This window comes from Acutalibacter muris (assembly GCF_002201475.1).
Lineage (GTDB): Bacteria > Bacillota > Clostridia > Oscillospirales > Acutalibacteraceae > Acutalibacter > Acutalibacter muris.
Window position 1 is genome coordinate 604695 of the sequence record NZ_CP021422.1, and the last position, 15308, is coordinate 620002.

Below are 15308 nucleotides of genomic sequence, written 5' to 3' on the forward strand. Positions count from 1 at the left end.
GGGTTACTCCTTTTCGTTTTCTCTGCCCTTCAAAAGCCGGAACGCCGCCTCAAAGGCTTCTGCCTGACCAAAGCGCAGGTACTCCCGAAGCTCCGGCTTCAGCTCTATGAGCAGCCCGCTCCAAGCCGGGGAGAGCCGCCTGCCGGACTCCTGGCGAAGGTTCTCAAGAGCCTCCTCCAGGTTCGTGGTTCCGCCGTCCAGAAGCCCCACCAGATGTACTGCGGCGCTGATAAGGTCCGTGAGCATGGCATTCGGGTCCTCCTCCCGCCGGTACTCCGGGGGATAGCCGCCGCTGCCGTCAAAGAAGCGGTGATGCCCCAGGGCGGCGTTCACATAGGGCCGGGTAGAAGGGCTCTGCTCCAATATCCTTGCCCCGGCGTAGACGTGGCAGCGGATAAGGTTCTCCTCCTCCTCAAGGCGGCTGCGGCCAATACGGCGGGAGAGGTTGCAAAAGGCCAGAAAGCCCACGTTATGAAGCAGGCAGGCCTCCCGGACGAAGGTAAAAAGCTCCTCCTTATGATCCCAAAGGGCTTCGGCTCCGCTATAGCCCAGCGCGCCCTCAAGGGCCTGGGGGCAGTCCTCCAGGGCTTTACTTACCATCATCTGGGATATCTGGGAGGCCATATAGGACGAAGCGAAGCTGTCCGGGCTGCGGCATACCACCAGGGCCATTATAAAGTCCTTTTCAAGTATGCCGTCCGGGTATTCCACAAAGCTCTGTAAGCAGGCCAGCAGGTTATTGAGGGTGGCCTCGCTCAGCTGGTTGTCCTGCATACCCCGCACATAGGCCTCCAGCCTTCGGTACATGAAGCTGAGCACGTACTTTTTACTGTACATTATCTCCGGGCTATGACAGATGTAGGAGGCGTACAGAGCCGGGAGGAACATATTACGATAGAAGCTCTCGGGGGAATAGTCCCCCTCGTCCCGCTCCAAATAGGCGTTCTCCAGCCAGTTCAGAAGGTAGGAGAGGGGGCGCACGCCGCAGTGGTACTGGGCTGCCTCATAGGCGTACTGCCAGCGTATGGGTATCTGTCCGCCGCCCCTGCGGCCAAGCCCGTCACGCACGTATTCGGCGGACTCCATCACCTCCCGCTGTATCTGTGGGTCCGCAAAGCCCGTGCGCAGCAGGCCCAGGGCGGTGGTGCGCTCCTGATGTGTCTTCATAAGATACAGGTCCCAGGGCAGGTCCGGGGATTTCTCGTGGTATACGGGGTCCTCAAGTATCTGCAACGAGCGGCGTATGGCCGCGGATTTCCGACGGCCGTCGGCCTCGTCCAGCCCGGCATAGGCCAGGGCCAGGTTGCCCATGGCACGGTGGATATAGCCCCGGGTCTCCATGTCCTCTATCTGGTCGTACTGCTTGATATATGAGGCGGCCTCGCCAAACATAAGGCTCATCCTCCAGTTATAGTCCGTCCTGTCCGCCCGGCGGAGTATCTCCTGCATATAGAAAAGGGTCATGGCACAGTGGTACAGGTGCCTGATAAGCAGGTCCCGCTTATGCCAGTGGCGGGCATAGGTTATTATGGCGTTGTGAAGGTAGTAACACAGCACCAGGTCCAGGTACGCCCCCCGGGAGTTCATGGCGGCGGCAAACTCCTCCAGGTTCGAGATATCGTCCTCGGTGGCGGTGATGATATCGTCCAGCAGGGGGAACAGCTCCCGGCGCAGCAGGGCGGTGTTCTCCTCAGACAGCACCTTTAGCTCTTTGGCCCTCTGGGCCCGCCGGGCCAGATATCCCTCCGGGGAGGGCAGCTCCCCGGGCAGGGAGTTGAGCTCGAACACCCGCTGAAGGTTCCTAAGGTATTTCTCCTGATATTCCCTCATGGCCGCCGCCCTCTAGCAAGGCTGTCTATGGTGGACAGCACCTTGTCAATGTCCAGGGGTTTGGAGATGTGGGCGTCCATTCCAGCCTCCAAAGATTTCTTCACGTCCTCTACAAAGGCGTTGGCGGTCATGGCTATTATTGGCACGGACTTCGCGTCCGGGCGGGCCAGGGCCCGCAGCTCCCGGGTGGCGTCCAGGCCGCCCAGCACGGGCATCTGCACGTCCATAAGTATGGCGTCGTAATATCCGGGGGAGCTATTTTGGAACATATCCACAGCCTGGCGGCCGTCCTCGGCGCAGTCTATAAGGGCACCCGATTCACCGATAAGCTCTACGGCTATTTCACGGTTGAGATCGTTGTCTTCGGCAAGGAGCAGCCGCAGCCCGCTCAGGTTGCAGCGGACCTCTGCCGGCGGCGCCCCCCGGCCGGCGCCGCCGGCATAGGAGGAGAGAAGGGAGGCCAGCTTGCTTTTAAAGAGGGGCAGAGGTATGTGGCCGTCCACGCCGGAGCGGGTGAATACATACTCTATCTGGCTCCAGTCGCTGTCGGTGAGCAGCAGTATGGGCAGGTCCTGGCCAAGCCGGTTCCGAAGCTCCGGGAGCAGCAGGGCCATCTCCGCCCCCTCCAGCTTTTCCGCGGCCAGAAGGAACTGGTACCGGGTCCCGAAAAGGTCGCAGTCGTTGAGATACGCCGCCGCGTCCATGGCCGAGCGGGCCCAGTCGCACTCCATACCCAGCTCCTTTAAAAGGGATAGAGTCAGGTCCCCCTGCCTTGCGTCGCTGTCAAGGAGCAGGACCTTACAGCCCTCAAGACTCCCGTCAATATCCGGGTCCGGGGCGGCGGTGAAGGGGAGGTCAAGGGTAAAGCAGCTGCCCTTGTCGGTTTCGCTCTCCACCTGGATTTGGCCGCCCATTAGCTCTATCAGGTTTTTTGTGATGGTCATGCCAAGGCCAGTGCCCTGTATTTTGTGCACGGAGCTCTTCTCCTCACGCTCGAAGGGGGTGAAGAGCTTCATGAGGAACTCCCGGCTCATGCCGATGCCGTTGTCCTTCACCTGCACGTGCATGGTCACACTGTCACCGTCCCCGGCGGGCAGCACCGCGAAGGCCATATCCACCCGGCCGCCCCGGGGGGTGTACTTTATGGCGTTGGACAGCAGGTTCAGGCAGACCTGCTTCAGGCGCACCGAGTCCAGCACCAGGTTTTCCCGGGCTATCCGGCCCATCTCCAGCACAAACCGAAGTCCCCCGGAATCGGCCTGGGGCCGGGCGACGATAAGTATCTCGTGCAGAAGGTCCGAAAGGTTGGTGGGCTCGGGCTGTATCTGGACACGCCCGCTCTCGATGCGGGACATATCCAGCACCTCGTTGAGAAGGGACATCATATGCTCCGAGGCCACCTTTATCTTTTTAAGGCACTCGGTTACCTTGGTGGGAGAGCCGGGCTGTGAGAGGGCTATATCCGTAAGGCCCGCGATGGCTCCCATGGGGGTGCGTATGTCGTGTGACATCTCCGACAAAAAGGTAGTCTTGGCCTCGCTGGCCATCAGCGCCTGGTCCAGGGCGTCCCGGGTCCTGTTATAGTAGCCCGTTACAGCCTGGAAAAGGCATAGCGTGCAGCCTCCGGCAGGCAGCATCAGGGGCGAGTATACCTCCCCGCCGGCGTGCAGGAACACAGGGTCCCCGCTCTGCCCGTCAAGGGCGGACAGAAGGGCCGCCCGCTCCTCAGAGGGAAGGCCGGCTATCAGGCCGCCGGGTTCCAGATGGGCGGCGGCGGGATTATGGTAGAGGACGGCATGGGAAGTGGGGGCAAAGGCTATCACCGGAAGAGAGGACGCGTCCCATTGGGAAAAGGGTCGGTTATCGGGCATCAATCGGCACCATTCCTTAATTTACAGAATAACTGATAATATTATAATACGCGTTTCCTATAATTACAAGTCCAAAATTGTCTCATGGTGGGAATGCAGGAAGCTTGAGCCAAACTTTCATAACTGTAAAACTGCACAAAAAAGCGCATACATATTTGTATTTTGCGTTATTGTATCTCAAATTGGCCCTTTGGCGCGGAAAAGGCTTGACAGTCCCCCACAGTGGGTTTATAATTTGTTCATACTATATTTAGTACACCTTCTCGGAGCAATCGGAAAAATGAAAGTTCCGAAACGGAAAAATGCGCGAGGTTGCAAGAGCTGGGGCCAGGCCTTGGCTCTCAACATATATTATTAGCAGAAGAAAGGACGACGATCAACATGAACAAGACAGTGAAGCGCACCTTGGCGCTGATGCTGGCTGTGCTGATGCTGGTGTCCGCGTTTGCCGCCTGCGGCAACGACAGCGGGAATTCCTCCGGCAGCCAGGACAGCAGCCAGAGCAGTGAGGTCTCTGAGGACAATAGCTCCGAAGAGAGCAGCGACGTGGGCGCAGACGAGCCCACCGAGACCGGCTGGACCCTCCCCAGCATCGACAGCGAGGACTATGACGAGATCTCCGACTACTACTACGATTTCAACCTCAAGGAGTTCCGTGAGCTTGCCGAGCAGTATGCCGCCGAGACCAGCGACCAGAACCGCCGCTGGGCCCTGGAGGCTCTGGCCGAGGCGAAGCTGATGGCCTCCGGCGTTATGATGCCCACCACCTGCAACGGTGCTCTGTACCAGATAAGCGCTGTTGCTCCCGGCTCCGTCACCACTAACGGCTGGGGCTCCGACGACGTGCGCTATCAGTACGCCCTGGTCACCGACAAGGTGCTGAAGACCGCTGACCGCGATGCTCTGAAGGATCTGCTGAACGAGAAGCGCGGCACCGGCGAGTACCGTGCGGCCGCCATCGAGTACCTGGAGTCCCACGGCTACAAGATGAAGGACAGCCTGAACCTGACCTTCTCCGGCCTGCCCACCACCTATGATATGTTCGCCTCCTCCCGCGTGGGCGACACCCAGTACTCCATCGGCAGCGTGGACAGCCTGCTGTACTACGACGGCGAGAACAACGAGCTCCCTGCTCTGGCCGAGAGCTATAAGGTGTCAGAGGACGGCAAGACCTATACCTTCAAGATCCGTCAGGGCGTGAAGTGGGTGGACAGCCAGGGCCGCGAGGTGGCGGACCTGATTGCCGACGACTGGGTCGCCGGTATGCAGCACCTGCTGGACTGCCAGGCTGGCCTTGAGACCCTGTTTGTGGGCTATGTCACCGGTGTGCAGGACTATATCGACGGCAAGTGTGACATCGACGGCGTTGGCATCAAGGCTGTTGACGACTACACCCTGGAGTACACCCTGGAGAATCCCACTCCCTACTTCACCTCCATGCTCCACTACGGCCTGTCCCTGCCCCTGTCCCGTTCCTACTACACCTCTCAGGGCGGCAAGTTCGGCGACGATTATGACAGCGCCGATGAGGGCAATATGTATGGCCGCGACTCCGACCATATCGCCTACTGCGGTCCCTTCCTGACCACAAGCGTTACCGAGAACAACTCCATCACCTACAAGGCCAACCCCCTGTACTGGGATGCTGAGAATGTTACCATCAAGGAAATGTCCTACCTCTTTAACGACGGTTCCGACCCCACCAAGGGCTATAACGACGTTAAGTCCAGGGTCGTCGACAACTATGCCATCAACAACTCTACCCTGACCATTGCCAAGGAGGAGAAGATGGACGGCGACGAGGGCACCGTGTTCGATACCTATATCTACGTGAGCTCCGCCGGTTCCGCCTCCTACTTCAACTTCCTGAACGTGAACCGCGCCGCCTGGGCCAACACCAATAACGAGAACGACGCTGTGTCCGCCCAGACCGACGAGCAGAAGGAAGTTACCCATGCCGCTATGAACAACGTGCACTTCCGCCGCGCCGTGGCCATGTCCGTTGACCGCGTGGCCTGGAACGCCCAGAACGTGGGCGACGACCTGGCGGCCCTCAGCGTGCGCAACTCCTACACTCCCGGCACCTTCGTCACCCTCTCCGAGGACGTGACCGTGCCCGTGAACGGCGTTGACACCACCTTCCCCGCCGGCACCGACTACGGCAAGATCATGCAGGCCCAGCTGGACGCTGACGGCGTGAAGATCACCGTGTACAAGGACGATCCCGACGCCGAGAACGGCCGCGGCACCGGCGACGGCTTCGACGGCTGGTTCAATGTTGACAACGCCAACGAGGAGCTGAACACAGCCCTTGAGGAGCTGGCCGCCAACGGCATCACCGTTGACGAGAGCAACCCGGTCCATCTGGACTTCCCCTATCCTTCTTATAACCCCAGCCGTACCAACGCGGCCAACGCGTTCAAGCAGCAGGTGGAGAAGAACCTGGGCGGCAAGGTCATCATCGACCTGATCGACTGCCCGGATGCCGACGTGTGGCGCGCCTGCGGCTACAACACCGAGCGCGGCTATCAGTCCAACTTCGACCTTTATGACCTGTCCGGCTGGTCTCCTGACTATCAGGATCCCTGCTCCTATGTGGATACCTTCCTGCCCGACTACATGGGCTACATGACCAAGTGTATTGGTATTTACTAATTGCGCAGCAATTATTAAATACACACGAGTTTTGAACTGAGTTTAAAACTCCAGGGCATTTACTATTAGTAAATGTAGGCTCATGATATCACAGATATCATGATAGATAACCGAGTAAAGAAGCCGGGTCCGTCCGGCCGAGTATAGCGATAGACTTCTGGTCTGTCCGCTTATGAGAAGGGGCGATGGGGCCGTTTGGCTCCATCCCCAATCTCTATATATAAGAAATTTCAAGAAGAAAGCAAATTGCAGATGATAATATGAAAAAGTAGATGATATTATGGCAAAATACATTCTTAAAAGACTTATCCACGGCCTTATCTCTATCGCTATAGTGGTGGCGATAGTCATGGTGCTGATTTACTCCCTTCTGGAACGCACGTCCATCTTCGCCGAGGACGAGGTCTACCGCAAGCTCCAGAACAACGCCCGCACCACCTATACCTACCGCAGGTGGCAGGACTATGGCTATCTGGACTATGTGAACTACACCGACTGGCTTAATGATCAGGTCAAGGAGGGCAAGCTTGACCCCGATACCCGGAACGAGGCCGGGGACCTTGGCCGCAAGCCCGAGGACGACGAGGGCGTTGTGGCCCAGTATGTAAAGGAGTTTACAGATTACTATGAGGGCAAGGGCTTCACAGTGGAGCGGCTCAAGGCCATAACCTCCCGCAGGAAGGTGGCCGCCGGGGGCCAGCCGGAGCTGTTCGCCCATAAGGACCGTCCGCTTTCCTCCAGACTCTGGGGCTATTTCTCCAACATTATCTCTATCGACACCATTCATTATGTGGACGAGGAGGTGGACATCGGGGAGCGCGGCCTTACCTTCACCACCCACGACCCGGTATACGGCGGGGACAAATTTTCCCCGGCTATAATCGGCAACGGCACCAAGCATAAGTACCTCTTGTATTTTAACGACCAGTTCCCGTATCTGCACCAGAACCTTATAACTGTCAACCTGGGTACCTCCTATTCGGTTAACAAGGATCGGGACGTGCTGGAGACCATGCTGCAGACCCAGGGCTCCTACGTGACAAGAAGGGTGATGTTCCCCACCAACCACGAGGAGGACAGCGCCGACGACCTGCACACGGCCACGTATCAGGAGGGCTCCCTTGCGGGTTCGGAGATGCTTCAGACACGCTTTGTGGACGATTATACCAATGTGATCACCAGAAAGGGCGGCCGCTCGAAGATAGCCTTCTCCTTCACCTGCGGTATCCTGGCAAGCCTGATGGCCTACGCCCTGGGCCTGCCGCTGGGTGTGTTCATGGCCCGGCACAAGGATGGCCTTGTGGATAAGCTGGGCACCTTCTATATCGTGTTCATCATGGCCGTGCCAAGCCTTGCGTACATCTTCCTGTTCAAGGCCATAGGCGGCTCCATGGGCCTTCCCACCACCTTCGACGTAAACAACGGCACGGCGCTGATGTATGTGCTGCCCATCGTCTCCCTGGCGCTGCCCTCGGTGGCGAACCTGATGAAATGGCTCAGGCGCTACATGATAGACCAGATGAACTCGGACTATGTGAAGTTCGCCCGGTCGGGAGGCCTTTCGGAGAATGAGATATTCGCAAAGCATATCCTGAAGAACGCGGCCATACCCATCGTGCATGGCATACCCAGCACCATACTGGGGGCCCTTACCGGCGCGATTATCACAGAGCGCGTCTACGTGGTCCCCGGCACCGGCAACCTGCTGACCCAGGCCATCAACTTCTACGATAACGGCGTTATCGTGGGCGTGACCATGTTCTACGGCCTGCTGTCGGTGGTGTCCATCATCCTGGGCGACGTGCTCATGTCCGTGGTCGACCCGCGTATCTCGTTTACAAGCGAGAGCCGCTAACGAGGAGGTAGAGAGATGAAATCCGAACTTACAAACCTTAGAGAGCTGGGCGTGCCCGAGGAGGAGCTGTTCTCCTTTGTGGAGCACAGCGATGTGGAGGCCGAGAAGATAACCGCCCCCAGGTACTCCTACTGGCAGTCGGTGTTCCGGGTCTTCTTCAAGAAGAAGATAAACATCATCATGCTGGGGCTTCTGCTGCTGATAATCCTCTTTGCCTATGTGTACCCCACGCTGATAGTATATGACCGCTATGCGAATATAACCGATTCCACCACAAAGCACCTTCTGCCCGCCGCCGCCATAGAGAAGTTTGGCTTCAGCCTGAGCTGGATTCTGGGCTCCGGCGGCTCTGGCGAGCCCACCTTCGACACGGTCTGGGTCGGCTCTCAGATATCCATTTCCCTGGCGCTTATGTGCGCGGTGATAAACCTGACTATCGGTATCCTGCTGGGCGCGGTGTGGGGCTTCTCCAAGAAGGTGGACGTATTCATGATGGAGGTCTATAACACCATCGCCAACATCCCCTATGTCCTGCTGATATCCGTGGTGGTGATGGTCCTTACGGCCAGCTTCTGGTCCCTGGTGTTTGCCCTGACGGTCACCGGCTGGCTGGGCGTGGCGTACTTTATCCGCACCCAGGTCATTATAATCCGGGACCGGGAGTATAACCTGGCTTCCCGGTGCTTGGGCACGTCCATCGGGCGCATTGCCATGAGGAACATTCTGCCCTTCATGACCTCGGTCATCGTGACCTTGGCCGCCACTGAGATACCCTCGTACATCTCCTATGAGGTGTTCCTGGCCTATATCGGCATAGGGCTAAAGGATATGTCCCTGGGCCGGCTGATATACGAGGCCGAGCCCGCCATGGTCACCAACGGCTGGCAGTTCGAGTTCTGGAGCCCGGTGGTGGTCGCTTCTATCGTCGCCGTGGTGTTGTACGTGGTCGGCCAGAATCTGGGCGACGCGTCCGACCCCAGGACCCATATGTAAGGAGGGCTTAGGATGGAAACGAATAATCAGGATAGAAAGGTCCTGCTCTCCGTAAAAGACCTGGAGGTAAAGTTCCGGGTGCGCGGGCGCATTTTGACAGCCATTCGGAACATCAGCCTCGACATCTATGAAAACGAGTCTATCGCCATAGTGGGCGAGTCGGGCTCGGGCAAATCAGTGTTTACCAAGACCTTCGCGGGGATGCTGGACTCCAACGGTTTTATCGACAACGGCAGCATCATCTTTAACGACGAGGAGCTGGCAGACACCCACGTGAAGCTGCTGGGCACGGCGCGCAACACCATTGCCAACACCCAAAAGAAGCTGGACGAGTACGCGAAGCTGGAGCACGGCGCGGCTACGTACCGCAAAATACTGGAGCTGGAGAGCGAACGCAAGCAGAAGATGACCGTCAGCGACGAGGACGCGGGGGAGCACCAGAAGCGTATAGAGGAGCTCCGCTTCAAGCGGGCCGAGACCTTCAACCTGCGCCAGACTCTGGACTCCCATTCGGAGCGCCAGAGGATACGGGAGCTGGGCAACGAGATAAAGGGCCTTGATAACCAGATAAAGCGCCTGGAGCAGGAGTATAAGGATAAGGTCAAAAAGAATGTCGCCGCGGTAAAAGCCGACAGCGGCTATCAGGCAAGCTTCAATAAGCGCCTGGAGGAGCTAAAGGCTCAATACGCCAAAGAGACCTCCGTAGAGATAAGCGCCGAGCAGAAGAAGCGCAACGAGACACTGGCAAAAGAGATATACCTCTCCGTGGGCCGCTATCCCTTCCATAAGCGCGTAAACCTTATCAGGGGGCTTCTAAAGGTGATAAAGAAGGCCATGGAGCTGGGCGAGGACCCCATGAACGACGCGGTCTTTGATCAGGTGGTGTTCCGGGTCCGTTACCTGGACGAGACCGCCGACACCCTGCACGGCACCTGTACCCTGAACCTCGCCAACGTGAAGTTTGCCGGGGACTGGGCCCAGATCCGGGGCCGCAGGATAGCCACCGTATTCCAGGACCCCATGACCTCCTTAAACCCCATTATCACCATCGGCAAGCAGATAACCTCCATCATACTCAAGCATCAGAACTGCTCCGAGGTGGAGGCCCGGGCTCGGGCCATCGAGCTCATGCACAAGGTGGGCATACCCAACGCGGACGCCCGCTTTGACGACTATCCCTTCCAGTATTCCGGCGGTATGCGCCAGAGGATTGTTATAGCTATAGCCCTTTCCTGCCAGCCCAAGATACTCATCTGTGACGAGCCCACCACGGCCCTGGACGTTACCATCCAGGCCCAGATCATAAAGCTCATCAAAGACCTGCAAAAGGAGTTCGGCTATACCATCGTGTTCATCACCCACGACCTGGGGGTTGTGGCAAACATAGCGGACCGCGTGGCGGTGCTGTACGCCGGGCAGATAGTGGAGCTCGGGAAGGTGGAGGAGGTCTTCTACGACCCCAGGCACCCCTATACCTGGGCGCTGCTCTCAAGCCTGCCCCAGCTGGCCCAGCGCAACACAAAGCTCTATTCCATCACCGGCACGCCGCCCTCCCTCTATAACCAGATTGTGGGCGACCCCTTCGCCCCACGGAACCCCTACTGCCTGAAGCTGGACACACTTAGAGAGCCACCCATGTTCCCGGTGACCGAGACCCACTTCGCAAAGACCTGGCTCCTGGACCCCAGGGCCCCCAAGATAGAGAAGCCCGAGATAATCCAGGACATCCACGAAAAGCTCATACGGGCTTTCAATATATAGGAGGGACAGCATATGGCAACCACAACTGTTGAGACTGGCGTCAAGGCGCGCCATTTGCCGGAGCACGGGCCCATAGACCCCGCCACCGGCCGGGAGGTGCTGCTGTCCCTCCGCAACGTGGACATCACCTTTGGTAAGGGGGACAGCGCCGTTAAGGCGGTAAAGAACGCCTCCTTCGACATCTACAAGGGGGAGACCTTCTCACTGGTGGGCGAGTCGGGCTCCGGCAAGACCACCATCGGCAGGGCTGTTATCAGGGTGAACCCCTGCGCCGCAGGACAGATACTCTATAAGGGCGTACCCATCAGCGGCAAGATACCCCGCTCACTGGACCGGGAGGTAATCAGGAATATACAGATGGTCTTCCAGGACCCGGCGGCGTCTTTGAACGAGCGCGCCACTGTGGACTATATCGTTTCAGAGGGCCTTTACAACTTCCACCTCTTCGAGAACGAGGCGGACAGGGTGCAGAAGGTCAAGAACATGATAACCGAGGTGGGCCTCTTACCCGAGCACCTGACCCGCTATCCCCACGAGTTCTCCGGCGGACAGCGCCAGCGTATAGGCCTTGCGCGCGCCATGGTAATGGAGCCGGAGCTGGTGGTGGCGGACGAGCCCATCTCCGCGCTGGACGTGTCCATACGCGCCCAGGTGCTGAACCTTCTGAAGAAGTTCCAGGAGGAGCGGGACGTGACCTACCTGTTCATCGCCCACGATCTCTCCATTGTGCGCTTTATCTCCGACAGGATAGGCGTTATCTATAAGGGCAATATTGTGGAGGTGGCCGAGGCCGAGGAGCTGTTCGATTTCCCCATGCACCCATACACCCGCTCACTTATCTCCGCCATACCCATCCCGGACCCAATACTGGAGAAGAACAAGGTGCTCTTTACCTATGACCCCTCTGTGCACGACTACAGCACCGACAAGCCGGAGCTTACGGACATCGGGCATAACCACTTTGTCTATGGGAACCAAAAGGAGATAGAGGAGTATAAGGTCATAAGGGAGAAGGGCGTGCCCTTGAAGTCCATCACTATTCGTGACCCCAACGCTCCCCAGAAGGAGCAGGAGGAGGAGACGATGGACGCCAGCGCTATTTTAAGCGCGCCGCTGCACGACACCGGCAGCGTATGGTACATGATACTGTCCCTGTTGCTCCCTGTGCTGGGCATTATCGCCGCAGTCATTTTCAAGAAAAAGAACTATATCAAAAACTATAAGGCCTGTAAGAAGGGCGCGATCATCAGCTTCTGCATAATCGGGGGCATAATAGCGCTGTTCCTCTTGGCCCTGCTGTTTGCCGTTATCTTCTGATGAGACGCGGCGCAAAAAGGCGTGAGCCCGCTCTGCCAAAGGTAGAGCGGGTGGAGCTCAGCGAGAAGCACATCGGGCGAAGGTTCATAGCCTTTCTCCTGTGCCTGGCCCTGGGGCTTTCTGCCCTGGGGTTCGGTATTTACAGCCTGCTGACCACAGAGCCGGGCTGGGCCCGGATAGAGGCCACCACAGAGGAGGCCTCTATAGCCGGGGACTTTGTCTTCGACTACCTGCTGGGAGAGGGGGCCACCGCCCAGCGCAAGGCGCTGACCACCCTGTATACCCAGCAGTGCATAGAGCTGGGCAGGCTGTTCGACGCCACACAGACCTATGAGAACTGCCAAAATAATCTCTGTTATATCAACACCCACACGGGCGAGGAGATCAAGGTGGACCCGTGTCTGTACGGGGCCTTTGAGCGCCTGGAAAGGGCAGGGGACAGGACAGTTTATCTGGGTATGCTGGAGGCCTACTGCCTGAACCTATACTATGACAGCAGCGGACCGGAGGCCTTCACGGAGCCGGAAGCGGCCGGGACACTCCGGCAGCTGGCGGGCTTTGCGGAGAGCGGAGTCAGCCTTGAGCTTTTGGGTGAGGACACCTTGCGGCTGGAGGTCTCCCCGGAATACGCGGCCCTGGCGGAGGATTTGGGGCTCGACTGCTATCTGGACTTTGGCTGGCTGCGCAGCGCCTTTATCCTGGACTATATGGCAAAGGAGCTCAGTTCCCGGGGATATACCCATGGGATAATTTCCAGCCGGGACGGCTACACCAGGTCCCTTGGCGGGGACGTGGGCCCGGTGCAGAGAAGCCTGTACAGATGGGACGGTACGAGAGCCGTGGAGACCGGGCGGCAGGAGATGGATACGCCTGTGAACGCGGCGGCCATAAACCCCTTCCCACTGGAGGGGGACGACGGGCGAGCCTATGTCAACCAAAGGGTCCTGCTGGGCGAAAGGGCCGCCGGGGTAACCGAGACGGCGCTGCTATACTCCAGCACAGAGGACTGTGTGGAGTTGGCGTTAAAGGTTAAAGAGGGAATATTGAAATAAAAGGAGCCGGTCCATAGAAAACCTATGGACCGGCTTTAATTTATGATTACCCAAAGCTGGATAAATCTACCTCAAATGTTAAGTTTCAAGAAACATATTATGGAACAGCACGGCTACCCTGCAGGCCGCGCCGCGCTGGGAGGTGCCCAGCGGGTCAAACCTGTTGCCGCCAACGCCGGTTACAATACCCAGGGCCCGCATCTTATAGACCGCCTCCTTGGCGGAGCCGCTTATACTAGCGTCATCGTCGAACTCCTCAACGGGCGAGGCGTTTACCTCTGTGATACCCAGGATATTGGTAAGGTACTTGTCCAGCAGAACGCACATCTCCTCCCGGGGAAGCACCTGGTTGGGGCTCAGCTTGCCGCCGGGGACCACAAGGCCATTATCCACCGCCCAGGCAAGGTGCCTGGCATAGTAGGCGCTGGGGGACGCGTCCGTGAAGGTACCCTTGTCCAGTGTATAGCCGTCCATATCCTCGCCGGACATATTTGCCAGCACAATTATGAACTGAATGCGGGTGATGGAGCCCCTGGGGTTGAATTTTCCGTTGCCGTTGCCGCTGAACAGCCCCAGGGCCACAGCCTGGTCCACGTTGGCGGCAAACCAGTCCTTATATTGGAAGTCGGTAAAAATCGCGCCGTTGCTCATCACAGTGGCGGTGGTAACAGGTCCCACAACGCCGTTTTTTATAACAGCGGCCTTATAGGTGCAGCTGACCTGACAGACAGGGGATACATAGGGGGTGGTGCTGAGGGATAAAGCGCCGTCCTCAAGCTTTGGCTCGGTATAGTCCGTGGTGTAGTAGATATCCTCCGGGGAGCCGCTGGCGGTCATACATACGCCCTCGCCGTCAAAAGTGATGACCGGGGCAGAGAGGTGCAGCTCTACGTATGCCTCAGAGATATAGCCGTTTTTGCCGCTGGCGGTGGAGACCGGGTACCACATGGAATACTTCTTGCCGCGCACAGTGACCTGCTGTCCCTCTACCGCCGTTCCGGCCAGTAGCTTGGTGTCCTTAGAGAGCATAGCCACCACCCTGGAGCTGGTATTAGGCTCAGAGCGCAGGTTCACGTTGGCGGCGCTTACCGTGGCGTTATAATCAAAGGGGACGTCGTCGGGGTCGTCGCTGCCGGACCAGCCTTGGCTTTCAAGGTAGCCGGCAACCTCGCTGGCGGGGACCCATGTATTGCTCAGAAGTCCCTCGTCCACCGGGGCGGCCTCGCCGTCCTCAAGACAGGCAAAGCCGTCGTTTCCGATTATATAGCCGTCGATCTCAGTGTCCACGTCGTACTCATAGCTGGTATAGTGGACCATCTTGCCGTCAAACTCATACCAGCCGTCCTTGGGATATTTGGTACCAAGGTCGAACAGGTGCCAGCCGTCCCAGTGCCGTTCCTCCACAGTGGCCCGGACCATGTTTATGCCCTCCATGGAGTTGTCGCAGGACTCGCCGCCCCCGATATATATTCCAATATGGGCATAGCCACCGGGCTCGGAGTTGGTAAGGGCCAGACCGTGTATGCGGGGAAGCCCCTGCTGGAGGGAGCCGGAGAAGATGGTGTTTTGCCGGACCTGGCTGGTGGCGCCGCCGGCGCAGCCGGACACGCCGCAGTCGGAGTAGTAGGAGTACAGCAGGCCCGCGCAGTCCGTGGCTCGCACACCGTTTACCATGCCGCCCTTGCCGCCGTAGACATAGATCCAACCCTCTTTATGGGCAGTAATGCCCTGCAGGGCAAGGCCGAGGCTGGTGGGCACAGAGGCGGCCTTGGCCCCAAGGCTCCAGAGCGGCAGCCCCAGAACGGCTATAAGCGCGGCCAGCAGCAGGCCCAGGCTCCGTTTCTTGTGATCAGAAGGGCTATGTAACATAAAAAGTACCTCTCAATCAAAGTTATGGTAGCTCTCAAAAGGAAGAATAGTTACAAAACGGTAACATTTTAGCATGGTTCGAGGGATTTTGCAAGCCCGGAGAGG

The 15308-nt window shown here is 58.1% G+C and carries 9 protein-coding genes; 6 read left to right on the plus strand and 3 right to left on the minus strand.

The window, feature by feature from the left end:
• Positions 1–3: 3 nt before the first annotated feature.
• Together ADH66_RS02945 and ADH66_RS02950 are read right to left on the minus strand one after the other, a co-directional pair.
• The gene (locus ADH66_RS02945) at positions 4–1830 is read right to left on the minus strand and encodes an HD-GYP domain-containing protein (protein WP_066535880.1); all 1827 of its coding nucleotides are present in this window, start codon (positions 1828–1830) and stop codon (positions 4–6) included.
• On the minus strand, positions 1827–3701 hold the full coding sequence (locus ADH66_RS02950) for an ATP-binding response regulator (RefSeq protein WP_066535877.1): 1875 nt from the start codon (positions 3699–3701) through the stop codon (positions 1827–1829). The genes ADH66_RS02945 and ADH66_RS02950 overlap by 4 nt, the downstream gene beginning before the upstream one ends.
• Positions 3702–4082: 381 nt before the next feature.
• Here ADH66_RS02950 and ADH66_RS02955 point away from each other — a divergent pair, with 381 nt between their 5' ends.
• The 6 genes from ADH66_RS02955 (at position 4083) to ADH66_RS02980 (ending at position 13334) form a co-directional block, all read left to right on the plus strand.
• Positions 4083–6356, plus strand: coding sequence for an ABC transporter substrate-binding protein (locus ADH66_RS02955; protein ID WP_066535875.1), 2274 nt, complete (start codon positions 4083–4085; stop codon positions 6354–6356).
• 280 nt (positions 6357–6636) lie between these two features.
• Complete coding sequence (locus tag ADH66_RS02960; RefSeq protein WP_066535871.1) at positions 6637–8211, plus strand: ABC transporter permease; 1575 nt, start codon at positions 6637–6639, stop codon at positions 8209–8211.
• Between the two features lie 15 nt (positions 8212–8226).
• Complete coding sequence (locus ADH66_RS02965; RefSeq protein WP_066535866.1) at positions 8227–9204, plus strand: ABC transporter permease; 978 nt, start codon at positions 8227–8229, stop codon at positions 9202–9204.
• Positions 9205–9216: 12 nt separating this feature from the next.
• The gene (locus ADH66_RS21580) at positions 9217–10965 is read left to right on the plus strand and encodes an oligopeptide/dipeptide ABC transporter ATP-binding protein (protein ID WP_066535863.1); all 1749 of its coding nucleotides are present in this window, start codon (positions 9217–9219) and stop codon (positions 10963–10965) included.
• A 12-nt stretch (positions 10966–10977) separates the two neighbouring features.
• Positions 10978–12282 carry an ATP-binding cassette domain-containing protein gene (locus tag ADH66_RS02975; RefSeq protein ID WP_066535859.1) on the plus strand — a complete coding sequence of 435 codons (1305 nt, stop codon included), beginning with the start codon at positions 10978–10980 and terminating at the stop codon, positions 12280–12282.
• A complete protein-coding gene (locus ADH66_RS02980; protein ID WP_066535855.1) occupies positions 12282–13334 on the plus strand; it encodes a hypothetical protein in 1053 nt (350 codons plus the stop codon). The genes ADH66_RS02975 and ADH66_RS02980 overlap by 1 nt, the downstream gene beginning before the upstream one ends.
• Positions 13335–13412: 78 nt before the next feature.
• Here ADH66_RS02980 and ADH66_RS02985 read toward each other — a convergent pair whose 3' ends face one another.
• A complete protein-coding gene (locus ADH66_RS02985) occupies positions 13413–15203 on the minus strand; it encodes an S-layer homology domain-containing protein (RefSeq protein WP_066535850.1) in 1791 nt (596 codons plus the stop codon).
• Between the last annotated feature and the right edge of the window lie 105 nt (positions 15204–15308).